Raw genomic sequence first — 16,773 nt, forward strand, 5'->3', positions numbered from 1 at the left:
TTCACCCGATCTGCATGCTGATGATGAAATGGAGGACCCGCCCTTTCCGGAAAGGCTCCAGATCCTGTTTCTTGACGGTTACGCTCTTGAAAAGTGGAGAGTTTTCAAGGGCCACGCGATAGCGGAACAACTGGGATTCAAACGTCGCGGCATCACCGAAGATCAATCCCTCAAGCAGCATTTCTTTTGCCGCGGTTCCTGCTGCAGCCGGCGCACCAGCCTGTGGAGGTGGTGGGGTGGCCGGAGCCGCCCCCTGAGCTTGTGGCGTGGAGGCAGTTTTGGCGGCGACAGGATAATCCAATCCTGATTTAACGGAAAGGAGTCTGATATCCGGTGGAGTCAAGGCCGTGAGTTCCCCGATGATGGCCATGCCGAGGTATCGCACCGAATAATCATGGAGGACGTCGCGGCGTTGCTTCATGGAAGCGAGAAGATCCGAAACCATCGACTGCGTCACCTGTGGGGAAAACTGGGCAAGTTTTGCCTCAAGCTTGCCTATGGCATCCTTCTTCTGGCTCATCTGCAGGAACTGATAGCCGAAGATGAGAGCGCATACGGCAAGGCCGGCTATGAAACCACCGAAGATGAAACGGTTGATCTTTTGTATCTGTTCCGCTTCTTCTTTTTGCTGATAGGTAAAAATGACGTTGGGCGTATGAGCGTTGTCGGAAAGTGCGACGCCGAGGGCCGGCATGAAGGCGATTCGTTCGGAAGGAGTGAGGTTCAGATTCGACGGTATGTCGGCGAATTTCGGATCCAGGGGATCGAAAATATCCCGCTCGATGGCCAACTGCTCGCCGACATAGTCCAGCATCGGCCGATAGACATTCATGACGCTGGATACAAAGATTTGCTCGACCCTGTCATTGCTGACATTCGTCATGAAATACTCAAAAGTCCGTTCCACCTGGCGGGCCAGTCTCTCCAGCGCCGGTTCGAGCATCTTGAATACATCCTGCTCGGTCAATCCCGAGCGTTCCCGTTCTTCTTTCGTCGGCGACTCGGGGCTCAATCCGAATACAATCTGGCGGGCTTCTTCGAAGGTCATGACCCGGCGGCCCGAAGGTGCATCCGGATCCGGGCGGCGCTCGTCATTGTATGTCTCCATGAGCGCCTCAACCATGCTCCGGACACCTGTCTTGATGCCCCGGGACATGACGAGGTTTCCCTTGGAATAAACGTCGATACGGGAGAATTCGTTGCCGATGAAAAGGCTGGCTACCGTTTCTTTGGCAGCGGCCATCCATCCTGTCCGGAAGATATTCTGCACGGCAAACGGCGTAATGACCATTCCGTCGAGAGGAATCCCCGCCTGGGCAAACTGCCGCCGCGTTTCGTCCACCACTTTCTTCGGCGCTGTATAGGCCATCACGGACAGTTTTGGTATGCCCTGATCGATAACCTCTCCCTGGACCTCGAAATCAAAAATGTTCTCTTTCTCGTCGAAGGAGTATTCCTTGCGCATTCCCCAGTAGACGGCGTTTGCGATCTGCTTTTTGGCGACTTTGGGGATTCGGATGTGGCGGACTTCAACCTCGGCGGCGGACATGATCATCCATAGCCCGCAGTTATCCTTGGCAGAGCAACCAAACTTCGCTAGTTCATCCCGCAGGAAAGTGATCAATTCCGGGGTGCCTTTCGTCACACCGACAGGGTAAGGCAACTTCCGGGCATCGAGGAGCTTCCATTTTCCGTCGGTGGTTCTTACTGTCTTGACGAGCCTGATAAATTCATGGCCGGCGTCAATGCCGACGTTCATGGTGCGGGATCCCGACTTTTTGGGGGAGAAGGCCACGACGTTCTTCTTCGGCACCTGAACTTTTGGGGGAGCCGGGGATGGCGATGGCGCCTCGTCTTTCTTGTCCCTGATAACGTCGAGGAGTTTTTCCGTGGAGGTGATATCGTTGTTCCGGGCCAAGGGATGCCCTCCTGAATCCGGGCGCCATACCGCCCTTATTTTGGATGGTTTATCGAAGGCTCCCTGTCAGGAAAGGGGGCCAAATCGTGCAATCCTGTCTTTACGGTACCCCTCGAGGAACTTTCTGGCATCACGCAGATACTCCCGGGGATAATGCCTCAAGACGCGAACTCCGTACTGAATCTCCGGAGGTGGAGGAATGATCCCCTTTCGGATGTAATCTCCGACCGTTTTGGCTGATACACCCAGGGCTTCCGCCGCATCCACCACCGTGTTAAAGGCTTGGCCATTGATTATGACCATATAGAAGTGCCGATCCCCCCGATAAATAACTATCCCACGGTTCGTATCTACCGGACCTTCCGAACCGTGTCAATGCGAATCTCACAAAAAGGTTTGTAATGATCGGGAATATCGCAAAAGATGACTATTGTCTGCTTAAGTAGAGGTTTTTATAGGTTCTGTCAAGTATTATTCTTTTGACAGATTCCCCATAGGCGAAACAAAGTTTTTGTTAGCCGATTGAGCCGCGCTGAACATTACCTGAATGATTCAAATTGGTTCGGATGTTTGAGCAGGAATTTCCAAGGAACCGCTTTTCCTTTACAGCGGGAAAAAGTATAAGGATCTCGAAGAACCGGAAAAAGATTTCAAAACGAACCGAAAGGAGAGGCCGCCCTCGATGGAACAAATCCTGTCCGAATGGCTGTCGGCCTCCCTGCACGGCTCCTTCCTGGTGCCGCTCCTCGCCGCTTACTTAGGCGGAGTCTTGGTCAGCTTCACTCCCTGCGTCTATCCCGTCATCCCGATCACGGTAGCTTACATTGGAAACCAGGGAGCCGGATCGCGACGCCGGGCCCTGCTCCTGTCCATTGTCTATGTCACGGGCATGTCCTTGACATACAGCGGGTTTGGCGCTATGGCGGCCCTGTCGGGCAGTCTGTTCGGCAGGATGCAGTCCAATCCGTGGGTTTCCTTTGCCGTCGGCAATCTCTGTCTGCTGATGGGGCTGTCCATGCTGGATGTATTCTCCCTGTCCTTCCCGGTGCCCCAATGGGTCGGAAATCTGCAGACCGGCGGACGGATCCGGGGCATGGCCGGCGGCCTCCTAATGGGCGTGACGGCCGGTTTCATAGTCGGCCCCTGCACGGCGCCGATTCTGGCCGTCCTGCTCGGTTACGTCGCAGCGCAGCAGAATGTCCCCTTCGGCATGGCCCTGCTTTTTGTTTTTTCCTTCGGCATGGGCACGCTGCTGATTCTGTTGGGGACGTTCTCGGCCCTGCTGGCGGGCCTGCCGAAGTCGGGCCTGTGGATGGAACGGATCCGCAGACTCCTCGGCTGGATCCTCGTCGGGAGCGGGGAGTATTTCCTGATTCAGGCCGGCATGTTCTGGGGGTGACAAGAATCGTATGAGAGCGCTTCATAAATATAAAAAAAAGTTGCAGAACCCTTTTCTTCTGTTCCTGATGGCGGGCATTTTCCTCCTTGCCTCCTGCGACGCCCCGCCTCCGCCGGTCCGGACCGGCCCAGGGCCCGCGGAGGGACAAGCCCCGGATTTCACGCTCCAGGATGTCAACGGACAGAAATTCAGTCTCCGCGACCAGCAGGGGAAAACGACCCTGATCGTCTTTTCCACGACCTGGTGCTCCAGTTGCCGGTCTGAAATCCCTTACTATAAAGAGCTTTACGCCCGATTCCAGCCTAAGGGACTGGTCATGGTCAACATCGACATTCTCGAGTCGAAGAGCAAGGTGTCCCGCTTCGTCTCCCAGTACCAGCTCCCCTACAGGACTCTGCTGGATGAAACAGGACAGGTGGCGGAGTCGTTCGGCGTCCGGGGCGTTCCTTCCCTCGCCGTCATCAGGCCGGACGGGGGACTCGCCTGCATGCCCTGCAGGAACCCCGAGGAGACCCTGGCCTCCCTGGTGGGGAAATGAGAGGAGGACTGCCAATGACGAAACCCACCATCCTGTTCATGGGCACCCCCGAATTCGCCACCCCTTCCCTGAAGGCGCTGATCCGGGCCGGATACCCCGTCGTCGGAGTCGTGACGCAACCCGACCGACCCAAGGGGAGGGGCAAACACCTCGCCCCGCCGGCGGCAAAAGTGAAGGCGGAAGAACTCGGCATCGAAGTCTTCCAGCCCGAGCGGGTCCGGGACGGATCCTTCCTCGACACGCTCCGCCGCCTCCGCCCGGACCTGGTGGCCGTGGCGGCCTTCGGCCAGATCCTGCCCAAGGCCGTCCTGGAAGCCCCCCCTCTGGGCTGCCTTAACGTTCACCCCTCGCTGCTCCCGAAATATCGCGGCGCGGCGCCGATCAACTGGACCCTCATCCGGGGCGAGCGTGTCACCGGCGTCACCATCATGTTCATGGACGAGGGGATGGACACCGGCGACATCCTCCTCCAGGAAGAGACCCCCATCGGAGCGGAGGAGAATGCCGGGGAGCTCCACGACCGCCTGGCCGTCAGCGGTGCCGGCCTGCTCGTCCGGACGATTGATGGCCTACTGGCCGGAACGGTCCGCCGACGCCCCCAGGAATCGAACCTCGCAACGCTCGCACCGCGTCTGACCAAAGAACACGGCCTGATTCGCTGGGAGCAGCCAGCTGCGGAGATCGTCAACCTGGTCCGCGGCCTAGCCCCCGCACCCTGCGCCTATACGTGGCTGGACGGGAAGCAGGTGAAGGTTTTCTCCGCCTCCGCGCAAGAACAGCCCGCCACCGAACCGCCCGGGAAAATTCGAGCCCTCGTGGACGCCGGGCTCGCGGTTTCCGCCGGTGACGGTGTCGTCCTCCTCAAGGACATCCAGATGGAGAGCAAGAAACGCATGCCCGTCCGGGAGTTCTTCCGGGGGTACCGCCCCCGAAGCAGCTTCCTGACGGACTCCCCAACGGCACGGACCGCAGAATGAATGCCTCCCCGCGCCGGGCTGCCGTCGAGATTCTCAACCGCGTTGACACCACCGGCGCCTTCGCGGAGCCGCTCCTCGACGAGGTCCTCTCCGGCCGCTTATTCACCGAACCGGCCGACCGTGCTCTCCTGACTCAGATCGTCTATGGGACTCTGCGGATGCGGGGCTACCTGGACTGGGTGATCCGGTCGCTCTGCGAGAAGCGGTCACCCGCCGTCTCCACAACGGCCAGAAACATCCTGCGAACAGCCCTTTATCAGATCCACTTCACGGACCGGATTCCCGACTATGCGGCCGTGAACGAAGCCGTCGGCATCGCGAAAAAACTGGATCCCCGCACGGTACCCTTTGTCAACGGCCTGCTCCGGAACGCCGTCCGCCGCAAAGACGAAGTCCCCCTGCCTTCGGGAACAAAAGACCCGGCACGCCGGGTCTCCATCGTCCATTCCCACCCGCTATGGCTCGTCAAGCAGTGGATCCGCAGCTACGGCCTCGAGGAAACCGTGGATCTCTGCAGAGCCGGCAACGAAATCCCGCCGCTCGCCGCCCGTGTGAACGCGCTGAAAGCGAGCCGCAGGGAAGTACGCGAAGAGCTGGCCGCGGAAGGAATTGAAGCAGCGGATGCGCCATGGTCTCTCGACGGCATCATCCTTTCTCATACGGGCCGGTCAGCCCGTGAGCTTTCCTGCTGGAAGGCTGGACGGATCACGATTCAGGACGAGGCCTCCCAGTTGGTGGCCCGCCTGCTCTATGCGCGACCGGGCGACAGGATCCTCGACCTGTGCGCAGGTACAGGAGGAAAAGCAACCCACTTGGCTGAACGGACGGGTGACGGAGCGTCGATCGTAGCCATGGATTCCAGCCCGGCAAAGCTCCGGGAACTGGAGAAGAACGCGGCCCGGCTGGGGATCCGCTCGATACGGACGCAGCCGGTGGACGCCACCGCTGAACTCGGGGAGCACTTCCACAATTCTTTCCAAAGCGTCCTGGTGGACGCGCCCTGCTCAGGCCTGGGCACGCTGCGCAGGAATCCCGAGATCAAGTGGCGTATCGGCGTATCGGATGTCCCCCCCCTGAGCGTCCTCCAGAGTAGGCTCATGGACCGGGGAGCCCGCTGTGTCTCGCCCGGCGGGACCCTGGTTTACAGCACCTGCACGCTCCTCAAGCAGGAAAACGAAGACGTCGTCGCGGATTTCCTCCGCAGGCACGGGGATTTCCAACAGGTTCGGGAAATCCATGAAATCCCGAAGGAATTGCTGGACATGAATGGCTTTTTCCGCACACTCCCCCATCGCCACGGCACGGACGGCTTCTTCGCGGCGGTTCTCCGGAAAGCGACCCGTTGAGCACAACAACCACCGCCCATAAGGCCTTCCCGGTGGCTGCAGCCGATCGATCAGAGCACCCAAGGCGGACCATCCCGTCCGGCGGCCAGCGGCGGCACCCCCTTGACAGACAAGCCGAAAGTCCCGGGAAAAGGCCATACTGCAGAAGAAAACAATCCGAATTTCGCCTTGACAAGGGGTTGGTTTTTCACTAAAAGGCTCTTTCCCCAGAAAACTTGCTGGGGGATCGTCTAGTGGTAGGACACAAGATTCTGGATCTTGCTACCGAGGTTCGAATCCTTGTCCCCCAGCCATATGGTCCCATCGTCTAGTGGTTAGGACGCTGGCCTCTCACGCCGGAAGCCGGGGTTCAACTCCCCGTGGGACTACCAGTATAGAAAAGGGGTTACGGCACACGCCGTAACCCTTTTTTGGGGAGCATCAGCAAGATACCGATGTTTCGCTGGAGGTTTCGGGTCTACCCATAACTCTGAAAGCCGTTTTTTGCCGTCCGGAGATCAATCAGTGGATTCAGGGGTATCTTCAGAAAAGGGTCAGGTTCTGTGCTGCAGGCAATATTCGCGGCGCAAAAACAACACACCATCTTTGCCATCATAAGCAAGGCACCAGTCGGGCTCAGCAGCAAGCAGAACACGGATTTTGGAGTCCGATCTCACCAGGATCATATCATGGGGATATTTCTCCAGAAAATCCCTCCAGTTATCCCGCGCAAAAATGAAGTTGAAATATTCAGTGGATACGGAATCTCGGTATACCGTTTCATAACGCCCGTCCATGCTGACCCTGTTATCGGGATACAATGTCCAGATCAGGTACTCACCCCACTCAAACCAGGGCAGAATATTCCCTTTCAGGTTGTTCTTCTGAATCATTTCAACGGCCCCCACAGGGTAGTAGACTCGATAGATTCGGAGCTCCAGCGGGGACCCGACGATGAATTTGAATAATGAAGATCCAACAGTCCAGGACGTGATAACAATGATCAGCATCAGACCGATCATCCGAAAGCGTGAATAGCGCTTGATGATTTTCGGGTCACTTTTTAAAGCTTCCCAGAATTCCTTCATGATAACGGGGGAAAAAGCTGCAAACGCCAGTGCGAAGAAAACCGTGTTGCGAATACTCAGCAAACCCATGATCAAAGTTGCTGAAAGAACTATTATCGTTGTCAAATCGCGCTTCGGATACCAGAAAACGAGGGGTACGGACAGAAGAAAAACGATCGTGTATTGTACACCGTAACTCCTGTATTCATCAGAGAAAACAGTTGCGAAGACATTCTGCCACTCGCCGATTTCCGGACGCGGCATCAGAACGGCACCAGCCATGTACCTCCAGTATTCGCAACCATACGGGTTGACAAGGGTTATCAGAGCAGCGGCGAGAAGAATCGCTGCATATGGATAATATTTTCGACCGGAAACGGCTTCGCCCACGGTGTAAATGCCGATCATACTCAGACCAACCACAAACCCGCCATGAAGGTTACACCAGAGCAGTTCAACGGGTACCAGCCACCATAAATATTTCCAATGCTTGCCTGCCCTGGCCTGATCAAGAAGATACAAGGTTAAAACAAAGAATAAATAGGTAAATACTTGCGCCCGAACGGGCGAATAGCCGGCTTTGATCAAATTGCCGGCCACTATCAGGGCCAGAAACACGAAAAATGGAGTCGCTTTCCTCCTGACAGCGGTTACACAGACAAGACCAACCGTCACCATCCCCAGCAGGTACTTCAAAAGCTGCAAACCCGCGGCGCCAAAATTCTTATAAATGGGGAAAAAGATAATGCCGGTCAGCCATTCATGGTAAACCCAGAGGGGCTTTGTTGGAGTATATGAAAAGACATCCTGGTAGGGGAAAGCACCCGTTTCCCAGAACAGACGGCCGAATGCGAGATATCCCCACAGATCCCAATCGATGGTGTTGTTACAAAAAATGCCAAGAAAAAAGGCGGCAATCCCTGAGTAAACGAGCAGCGAACGTACGTTGTAATTCGCTTTCGCAATCATGACTTTATTGAATTCGAAGACATGCTTTCAGAAAGATTCATATTGATATCGATCTTGTCATTCTCTCCGTCTTACGGGGAAACCGGATGCACAGCACACGCAAAAGGGGTCGGATTGATTTTTGCGGTCCAGAAGTAAATATGACTCCTTTTCTTTTCTTACTCCCACTCGAACACAACGGGCTCCCGAAGGATCGCCTCCCGGCCCTTTGCCGCCAGCGCCGCCGTTTCCGGGTGGCTCTCGCGGAGCGACATGATCTGCCGGAGGTTGTCCGCCGTACGGAGGACCAGCATGGCCAGGTCCCCGTCGTTGATCCCGCTCCGGCGGACAATGTCGTCCCATGGAAAGCCGCGTGCCCAGTCGTACACCACGAGGGCCGGCCAGAGACGGAGCGGCTGGACGGGAAATCCGGCGGCCTTCATCCGGTCCAGCAGAGGCTTGAGGACCGCTGCGACCTTACCCACGGCATCCCGGAATTTTCGCGGGATCTTCTTCGACTCGAACTTCACATCCTGGTCGCCGTCGTAGACGAAAGGCGCGATGGCGGCGGCGAAGAGCTGCTCGTCTTCCGCCGGAAACGCACCCCGCCGGAGTCCCTCGGCGATCAGGAGCGGATGGTCAAGCCGCAGCTTCGAGGCCCAAAGGCCGTTCTCCGTCAGCCGGTCGTCTTCTCCGACGAATCCCTCCGCCTTCAGAAAATCAAGGTGCCGGAGAAAGCCCTCCCAGAGTCCCCGTCCCGGTTTTTTCCCTCTGGCGGCGGCCTGGTAGGCGGCGAAGGACCGCTCGAAGATGACCCGCACATCCTCCGGCGTCTGGGACAGAAGCAGGTTCAGGACCATGGAGAAGTCGTTGCGGATCCGGCTTTCGATGGGCTCGGGCTCCCGGAAGAGGAGCCGCCGTATGTGGGAGACGTCCAGGAAGCGCCCCGGGACGAGGGCCAGGAAGCCGATCTTGTCCTGCCCCCGGCGACCCGCTCGGCCGGTCATCTGGTGGAAGGCCGTTCCCGTCAGGGGATTGAAGGAGTGGCCGTCGAAAATGTCCGAGTTGAACAGGACAATGGTCCGGGCCGGGAAGTTCACGCCTGCGGCAACCGTAGAGGTGGCGAAGATGGCCTCCAGGTGGCCCTGCTTCATCATCCGTTCGACCAGGAATTTCCAGGCCGGCAGCTGACCGCCGTGGTGGGCCGCCACGCGCCAGCGCTGGAGGTCGTGAAGCTGGCGGTGCTGCTCCAGATAGGGGAATCGGGCAAACTGGTCCTGCAGATCGTCCCGGAAGGCCTCGCCGGCATGAACGCCCGGGCCGCTCCGGCAGGTCTTGAGGGCCCCGTCGCACTCGGACCGGGACTTGAGAAAGAAAATCGCCGGCAGGAGCTTGTACTCCCGGAGCACCCGGAGGATGTCGCCGAAATGGGGCGGACGGCCGCGGCTCGCCGGAGTGCTTCCGCCACCGACAAACTCGGCCACTTTCCCGTAGAGGCGCCGCTGGTCGAGAAACGGCATGACCCGGCCGGAGGGATGCAAAAAAAGGGGGTGGAGGGGAACGGGACGTCCCGTCTCCCGGACGACCCGACAGGGCTTTTCCCGCAGGGAAGCCAGCCAGGAGGCGATCTCCTCGGCATTGCCGATCGTGGCGGAAAGGAGCAGGAGGTTGATCCGCGTCGGCAGGTAGATCATGATCTCTTCCCAGACGACACCCCGGTCCGGGTCCCCCAGGTAGTGGGCCTCGTCGAGAATCACCAGGTCGCAGGGCAAATCCTTTCCCTGGTGCATCGCGTCATAAAGCTGATTCCGAAGGATCTCCGTCGTTCCGACGATGATCGGCGCATCTGCGTTTTCTTTCGTGTCTCCCGTCAGGATCCCGACATGATCGGCCCCGAAGCGCTGGCCGAACTCCACCCACTTGGCATTCGTCAGGGCCTTGAGGGGGGAGGCGTACCAGGCCCGGCCCCCGCGGCGAAAGACGTCCTCGATGGCCTCCTCGGCAATCCAGGTCTTGCCGGATCCTGTGGGCGCCGTGACGAGGCAGTCGGACTGCCGTACCGCCTCCAGCGCCTCCAGCTGGAAGGGATCGGGAACGAAGGGGGCTTCCGGGGGCCGGCCGATGCGGGAAAAAACGCTCCGGAGAAGCGGGTCCGCTTCGGGCTTCATGCGAAGGGGCGTTCGTTGGGAACCGCCGGGGCGGGTCCCCCTGCGCCTCCTGGATCGGGAAAGGGAAGACTGCATATTCCTCCAGTGTTTATCCGTTGATGGTCCTAGCACAGAAGGGACATGCCGTAAAGGAATGGCGGCAACCTTTGGTTGACAGGAAATCCGATTCCGCCTAAGTGTTGCTGCTCCGGGGCGATTCCGTCGAACACCCCGGAGCAAACAAACCCGGGATCCCCGTGGAGCCGGAAGGTCTCCGCAAGGGTCCGGAAAGAAGCATTGGATATCCATGAAACGCACTGCAATCTACTGGGGCTGGTACGTGGTCTTCGGGGCCTTCGTCCTGATGGGCCTCAACCACGGCACAACCTATTGTTTCACCATCTTCGTCAAACCCGTCACGACCGACCTTTCCTGGTCCCGTTCGGCCATCTCCCTCGCTCCGTCCATCACGATGATCGTTTACGGAATCGGCGGGATCTTCTCCGGCAGGCTCCTGGACCGGGTCGCCCCCCGCTGGGTCATGACCTTCGGAGCCGTGACCCTGTCAGCGGCCCTCTTTCTGACGGGATTCGTCCGGGAGCCCTGGCATCTGTACCTTACATACGGACTCCTCGGCGGGATCGGCACCTCCTGCCTGGGGGCGGTCGTGGGCAGCTCCACCGTCGGCAAATGGTTCCAGCGGAAGCGGGGCATCGCCATCGGCATCGCCTCCATCGGTATCGGCATCGGCAGCATGCTCCTCGCCCCGCTGGTCGGTTATGCCGTCAAGCACTGGGGATGGCCCTGGGGATTCTGGATCCTCGGCGGCCTCGTCCTCGTGCTCGGCGTCGTCACGGCGCAGACCCTGATGGGAAAGACGAGGCCGGAAGACTACGGCATGCATCCCGACGGGGAGGCACCCCCTTCGCATCCGGAACGGACACCCCCGCCTTCAACGGCGCCCGGCGTTCCGATGACTCAGGTTCTCCGCGACCCGCAGTACTGGGTTCTCAGCCTGTGCTTCACCTTCGCCCTTGTGGCCCAGATCTCGGCCTTTGTACACCAGACGGCCTTCGCCATGGAACTCAATATCGACCTGATGCAGGCGGCCCTCCTGCCGGGATACATCGGGTTGGCCAGCATCGGGGGACGCTTTTTCTTCGGGTGGCTTTCGGATCGGCTCCGGGACGCAAAATATGCCGCATGCCTCGGCTTTCTCTTTATGGCCTCCGGCGTGGCCGTTCTTCTCATGGCCGCCACGATGAACCACATGATCCTGTACGCCCTGCTCTTCGGCTTCGGCTACGGGTGCATCGCTCCCCTGATGCCGTATCTCCTGGCGGATCGCTTTGGCAGCCTCGTACTCGGGGCCTCCTACGGCCTGTTGACATTTTTTGTCGCCGGCATCGGCGGCAGCGTGGGGGCAATCATCAGCGGCATGATTTACGACCGCCTCGGGTCCTACACGGCGGCCTGGTGGATGGACCTGATCCTCCTTCTGGCGGCGGCGCTCCTGGTGGCTTCCCTGAAACCATCCCGTCTGAGAACCGAAAAACCTTGACCCGCGGGAATCCCTGCATATATTTGCCGGGAAAGATTCTGGCACGGTTTCCCGGACTTCCGGGCGAAGACGCCCGGAACCGCTGATTTTCCCGAAAAGGCCCTGACGCATGAAGGAAGAAGGGGTTCCTCTCTCGACACTCAAGGAAGGCGATGCAGCGTACGTCCATGCTCTCACCGGCGGGAACGCCTTCGTGTCGCGTCTTGCCTCCATGGGGATCGCACAGTCAACGCGGCTGAAAGTCTTCCGCCGCGGCGGAGGAGGACCGATCATCGTCCAGGTCGGGGACGGCCGGGTCGCCCTGGGAACGGGAGAGGCGGACAAAATCCTGGTCCATGTCATTCCGGGGCCTCCCGAAGAGCCTCCCCCGGAAAAGGAGGACAGCCGACGGCTTCTCGTCGCCCTGGCGGGCCAGCCCAACATCGGCAAATCCACCATCTTCAACATCCTCACCGGGCTGTCCCAGCACGTGGGAAACTGGCCGGGGAAAACGGTGGAAAAGAAAGAGGGAATCCACCGCTCCGGGGAAGTGGAGATGCGGATCGTGGACCTCCCCGGAACGTACAGCCTCACGGCCTGCTCCGAGGAGGAAAAGGTCGCCCGGGATTTCATCATCCACGAGAGCCCCGACGTGATCGTTCTCCTGGTCAATGCAGCGGCGCTCGAGCGGAGCCTTTACCTGCTGACGGAGCTCCTGCTTCTTGGCCCCCCCGTCGTCATCGCCCTGAACATGCTGGATGTGGCGGAGGACCAGGGGATCTCCATCGATACCAAGGCCCTCCAGGACTCCCTGGGTATCCCCGTGGTCCCCATGGTGGCCGTGAAGAACCGCGGCGTCCGGGAGCTGGTAACCAAGGTGATCGCCCTGCAGAAAGGGGAGGTCCCCTACCACCCCAGCATCCCTGGCGTCTCCAGGGACCATCGCGCCATCTACCGGGAGATCGCTGATCTGGTGAGCAAGCACTTTCCCGAGTCACTCCCCGCAAACACCTGCGGGTACAATGCCCAGTGGGTGGCCATCAAGCTGATGGAGGGGGACCCGGAGATCACCCGCCTTGTGGAGGCAGAGATCCCCACCGACATCCGGAGCCGGATCCAGACGCTCCTGATCCAGCATGAAGACGCCCTCCATGCCGTCGTCGGGGGACGCTATGACTGGATCGAAGAGGTCACCAGGGCGGCCATCTCCCGGTTCCGCATGGGCGAGGTCGTCCTGACGGACCGCATCGACCACATCCTGACCCGGCCGGTCTTCGGCATTCCGATTCTGCTGGGAGCCTTCGGGCTGATTTTCGGCGCCACCTACCTGATCGGGTTTCCTCTTCAAAAACTTCTGGAGGAATTGTTCTCCTCCGCGGCACAATCGCTGGGGACCTGGATGGGCGGCGCCCACCCCTGGCTGAAGGGTATCCTGGTCGAGGGCGTTTTCGGCGGAGTGGGATCGGTCCTGACGTTTGTCCCGATCCTGTTGATTTTCTTCCTGTTCCTTGCCGTCCTGGAGGACGTGGGATACATGGCCCGGGCGGCCTTCGTCATGGACCGGTTCATGCACCTGATCGGCCTCCACGGGAAGAGCTTCATTCCCCTGTGCCTCGGCTTCGGCTGCAATGTCCCCGCGGTCATGGGGGCCCGGATCATCGAATCCCGGAAGGAGAGGCTCCTGACCATGTTCCTCTCCCCCTTCGTCCCCTGCACGGCGCGTCTGGCGGTCCTGACCTTCGTCTCCGCCGCCGTCTTCGGAACCCGGGCCGCCCTGGTCGCCTGGTCCGTCCTCACGGCCAACATCCTCCTCCTGGGAATCGTGGGCATGACGGCCAGCCGGTTTTTCCTCAAAGGGGAGCCGATGCCCTTCATCATGGAGCTGCCCCTCTACCACAAGCCGAACCTGCGGACGATCTTCGCCGTCGTGTGGTTCAGGATGGCCGCCTTCATCCGGAAGGCCGGGACGATCATCCTGGCCGTCTCCGTGGCGGTGTGGATTCTCTCCCACTGGCCGGGTGCAACCGTGGAGGAGAGCGCCCTCGCCTGGATCGGGCGGCTGCTGGAGCCCTTGGGCGGCCCCCTGGGACTCGACTGGAAGCTGATCGTCGCCCTCCTGACGAGCATCGTGGCCAAGGAGAACGCCATCGCCACCCTGGGCGTCCTCTACGGCGTCGGTGACGCGGGGCTGGTCAACGTCCTGCCGCAGGTTCTCGCCCCGGCCTCCGCCCTGGCCTTCCTGGTGGTCCTGATGCTCTTCGTTCCCTGCGCGGCTACCTTGGCGGTGCTGCGCCGGGAGATGGACAGTTGGCGGTGGTTCTCGGCATCGTTTGCCGCCATGCTGGTTCTTTCCATTGCCGCGGGGATCGCATCCTTTCACCTGGCCCGGATGCTCGGCCTCTAATCCGGAAGACAGGCCGCGGCCGATTCTCGTCATTGACAGACCCCGGGAAAAAGGCTAATCACGTGCAGACCCATCCTGTTTCCCCTGAAGGCGGATTTCTGGTCGAGAAACTGATCAAGGCGACGGCGGCGGGCCTCGGCCTGGGATATTTCCCGGTTGCGCCCGGAACGGCGGGGACCTTGCTGGGTATCCCCCTGTTCCTGGTCCTTTCTCCCCTGTCCCCACCGATTTTCCTGGCGGTCCTTTTCGGATGCACCTGGGGGGCTTTCTGGATCACCGGACGGGCGGAAAAGATCTTTCAGGAGAAGGATTCCCCGAAGATCGTCCTCGACGAAATCGTCGGTTTCCTGTGGACCATGAGTTTCATTTCCCCCACGCCGGCCCACCTGGCAGCGGGGTTTTTGCTCTTCCGCCTCCTTGACATTACGAAGCCCTTTCCCGCCGGTTACCTTCAGCGAAAGGCGCCCGGCGGATACGGAGTCGTACTGGACGACGTGGCGGCGGGCATCTATGGAAACATCCTCCTTCACCTGGCGATCGGTGTGTTCGGGCAGTAACTCCCTGCACCCGCCATTGCCCCGACCCGGCGGTTCCGGATCATCAAGGTCATGAAGATAGCCGTACTTACCATTGGAAACGAGCTGACGGGCGGACGGATCCGGGACGCCAACGCCGCCCTGATCGCCCGGACCGCCAAGGCCCGGGGCTGGCAGGTCCCGGTCATGATGAGCGTAGGAGACCGGGCGGACGCAATCGGCGGCGCCCTGAAGCACGTGCTTTCCCTGGCCGATGCCGTGATCGTCACCGGCGGGCTCGGCCCCACGGCCGACGACATCACGACGGCGGCCGTGGCGCAGGCCTTCGGTCTCGATCTGTACACCGATGAGGCGGTCCTGGCGCATGTCCGGGGCATCTTCGAGAGATACCGCCTGAGATGGACGGAGAACAACGCGAAGCAGGCCGTCTTCCCCGCCGGAGCGGAGGTGATCCCGAACCCGACCGGGACGGCCGCCGGATTCGCCGTCCGGACGGACGGGAAGATTGTCGCTGTGATTCCGGGCGTTCCCGCGGAGGTCCAGCGGATGCTCCCGGAGGGAGTCCTGCCTCTCCTCGCAAAAGCCTTTCCCGGCAGCGATCCATTTGTCAGGAGCAGGACCCTCAAGGCCTTCGGTCTCTCGGAAGCGGCCGTGGATCAGGCACTGGCCGACCTGGATTTTGCGGCTCGCGGGGTCGATGTCGGCTTCTACCCAAACTTTCCCGAGAACCACATCGCGCTGACCGTCCGGCACGAACGGAAGGAAGAAGCGGACAAACTCCTGGAAGCGGCGGTGCGGGACGTCGAAAGCCGGCTTGCCCGGCACATCTTCGCCCGGGACGACGAGACCCTCGAAGGAGTCGCAGGGGCTCTCCTGACGGAGCAGAAAAAGACCCTCGCCGTGGCGGAATCCTGCACGGGCGGGCTAATCGCCGACCGCCTCACCGATGTCCCCGGCAGTTCCGTCTATTTCGAGCGCGGCCTCGTAACCTACAGCAACGCCGCCAAAAGGGATCTTCTGGGGGTGCCGGACGACATCCTCCTGCGGCACGGCGCGGTGAGCGAGGAGACCGCCCGCCTCATGGCAGAGGGGGTACGGCGGATTTCGGGAACGGACCTGGGGCTGGCCTCCACGGGCATCGCCGGCCCCACGGGAGGAACGGAGGATAAACCGGTGGGGACGGTCTTCATCGCCTTGGCCGACGGCCGGGAGACCTTCTGCCGCCGCTTCGGTTTCCGGTGGAACCGTCGCCGGAACAAGGTCATGACGGCCCAGACGGCCCTGATCCTTCTGCTGCGCTACCTGAAAGGAGAACCGGACGATGCCTGAGGAAAAGAACATCCGTGCGTTTCTGGCCATCGACCCGCCGGATGAGGTTCTCCGGCAGATCGGCGCCCACCAGGAGCGCCTGAAGCGCAAGATCCAGGGGGTGATTTCCTGGGCGCGTCCCCGGGGAATGCACCTGACCCTGAAATTCTTCGGGGACATTGCACCGGCTGACGTGGAGCGCATCTCCCGGGAGGTGGAGCCCCTCGCCCTGGGTACGTCTCCAATTCACATCGAGGTGCAGAAAATGGGCGTCTTCCCCGACTCGAACCGGCCACGGGTCCTCTGGGTGGGCATGGAGGGGGACATCCATCACCTCACGGTCCTGCAGAAATCCATCGAAGGTGCCCTGGATGCACAGGGATTCCCCCGGGAGGCCCGCCCGTTCCGGCCGCATCTCACCCTGGGACGGATCAAGACGCCCAGGGGACTCATCGGCCTGGCAAAGGCAATGGAGGAAGCGGCCGACTGGGCGGCGGGAGGGTTCATCGCCCGGGAGCTCTGCCTGTTCAAGAGCGACCTTTTGCCCCAGGGCGCCGTTTACACGAAGCTCGCATCCTATCCCTTCGGAAAGGAGCGCCGGCGGGACGATTCCTGATCCCCTGCCGGAAACGGATTGCAAAAAATCGCGGCACGTTGCCGAATCAA

General features: G+C 60.4%; 12 protein-coding genes and 2 tRNA genes. 11 read left to right on the forward strand and 3 right to left on the reverse strand.

The annotated features are described in order from the left end of the window. Window position 1: 1 nt before the first annotated feature. The gene (pilM, locus tag HPY65_12770; protein ID NPU85344.1) at window positions 2-1,918 is read right to left on the reverse strand and encodes a pilus assembly protein PilM; all 1,917 of its coding nucleotides are present in this window, start codon (window positions 1,916-1,918) and stop codon (window positions 2-4) included. Window positions 1,919-2,600: 682 nt separating this feature from the next. Here pilM and HPY65_12775 point away from each other — a divergent pair. From HPY65_12775 to HPY65_12800, 6 genes are all read left to right on the forward strand, one after another. Continuing rightward, on the forward strand, window positions 2,601-3,317 hold the full coding sequence (locus HPY65_12775) for a thiol:disulfide interchange protein (protein ID NPU85345.1): 717 nt from the start codon (window positions 2,601-2,603) through the stop codon (window positions 3,315-3,317). Window positions 3,318-3,327: 10 nt separating this feature from the next. Further along, window positions 3,328-3,855 (forward strand): redoxin domain-containing protein, encoded by a 528-nt coding sequence (locus HPY65_12780; protein ID NPU85346.1) that lies wholly within the window; start codon window positions 3,328-3,330, stop codon window positions 3,853-3,855. 14 nt (window positions 3,856-3,869) lie between these two features. Continuing rightward, entirely contained in the window at window positions 3,870-4,832 is a 963-nt protein-coding gene (locus tag HPY65_12785; GenBank protein ID NPU85347.1) for a methionyl-tRNA formyltransferase, read from the forward strand. Then, window positions 4,829-6,178: a 16S rRNA (cytosine(967)-C(5))-methyltransferase RsmB gene (gene rsmB / locus HPY65_12790; GenBank protein NPU85348.1), complete on the forward strand. Its 1,350-nt coding sequence runs from the start codon at window positions 4,829-4,831 to the stop codon at window positions 6,176-6,178. The genes HPY65_12785 and rsmB overlap by 4 nt, the downstream gene beginning before the upstream one ends. Before the next feature lie 219 nt (window positions 6,179-6,397). Continuing rightward, a tRNA-Gln gene (locus tag HPY65_12795) sits at window positions 6,398-6,471 on the forward strand. 3 nt (window positions 6,472-6,474) lie between these two features. Continuing rightward, window positions 6,475-6,549, forward strand: a tRNA-Glu gene (locus HPY65_12800). Between the two features lie 162 nt (window positions 6,550-6,711). Here the strand turns inward: HPY65_12800 and HPY65_12805 are convergent. Then, window positions 6,712-8,193, reverse strand: a complete 1,482-nt coding sequence (locus HPY65_12805) for a hypothetical protein (protein NPU85349.1) — start codon at window positions 8,191-8,193, stop codon at window positions 6,712-6,714. A gap of 158 nt (window positions 8,194-8,351) precedes the next feature. Next, window positions 8,352-10,340 carry a DEAD/DEAH box helicase gene (locus HPY65_12810; protein ID NPU85350.1) on the reverse strand — a complete coding sequence of 663 codons (1,989 nt, stop codon included), beginning with the start codon at window positions 10,338-10,340 and terminating at the stop codon, window positions 8,352-8,354. Between the two features lie 286 nt (window positions 10,341-10,626). Here HPY65_12810 and HPY65_12815 point away from each other — a divergent pair, with 286 nt between their 5' ends. The 5 genes from HPY65_12815 (at window position 10,627) to thpR (ending at window position 16,723) form a co-directional block, all read left to right on the forward strand. Further along, a complete protein-coding gene (locus HPY65_12815; protein NPU85351.1) occupies window positions 10,627-11,880 on the forward strand; it encodes an MFS transporter in 1,254 nt (417 codons plus the stop codon). 109 nt (window positions 11,881-11,989) lie between these two features. Beyond that, window positions 11,990-14,263: a ferrous iron transport protein B gene (feoB, locus tag HPY65_12820; protein NPU85352.1), complete on the forward strand. Its 2,274-nt coding sequence runs from the start codon at window positions 11,990-11,992 to the stop codon at window positions 14,261-14,263. Window positions 14,264-14,373: 110 nt separating this feature from the next. Continuing rightward, window positions 14,374-14,820 carry a phosphatidylglycerophosphatase A gene (locus tag HPY65_12825; GenBank protein NPU85353.1) on the forward strand — a complete coding sequence of 149 codons (447 nt, stop codon included), beginning with the start codon at window positions 14,374-14,376 and terminating at the stop codon, window positions 14,818-14,820. 51 nt (window positions 14,821-14,871) lie between these two features. Next, the gene (locus HPY65_12830) at window positions 14,872-16,128 is read left to right on the forward strand and encodes a competence/damage-inducible protein A (GenBank protein NPU85354.1); all 1,257 of its coding nucleotides are present in this window, start codon (window positions 14,872-14,874) and stop codon (window positions 16,126-16,128) included. Further along, complete coding sequence (gene thpR / locus HPY65_12835; protein NPU85355.1) at window positions 16,121-16,723, forward strand: RNA 2',3'-cyclic phosphodiesterase; 603 nt, start codon at window positions 16,121-16,123, stop codon at window positions 16,721-16,723. The genes HPY65_12830 and thpR overlap by 8 nt, the downstream gene beginning before the upstream one ends. Window positions 16,724-16,773 lie beyond the last annotated feature (50 nt).

The sequence above is a fragment of the Syntrophaceae bacterium genome (assembly GCA_013177825.1).
Lineage (GTDB): Bacteria > Desulfobacterota > Syntrophia > Syntrophales > PHBD01 > PHBD01.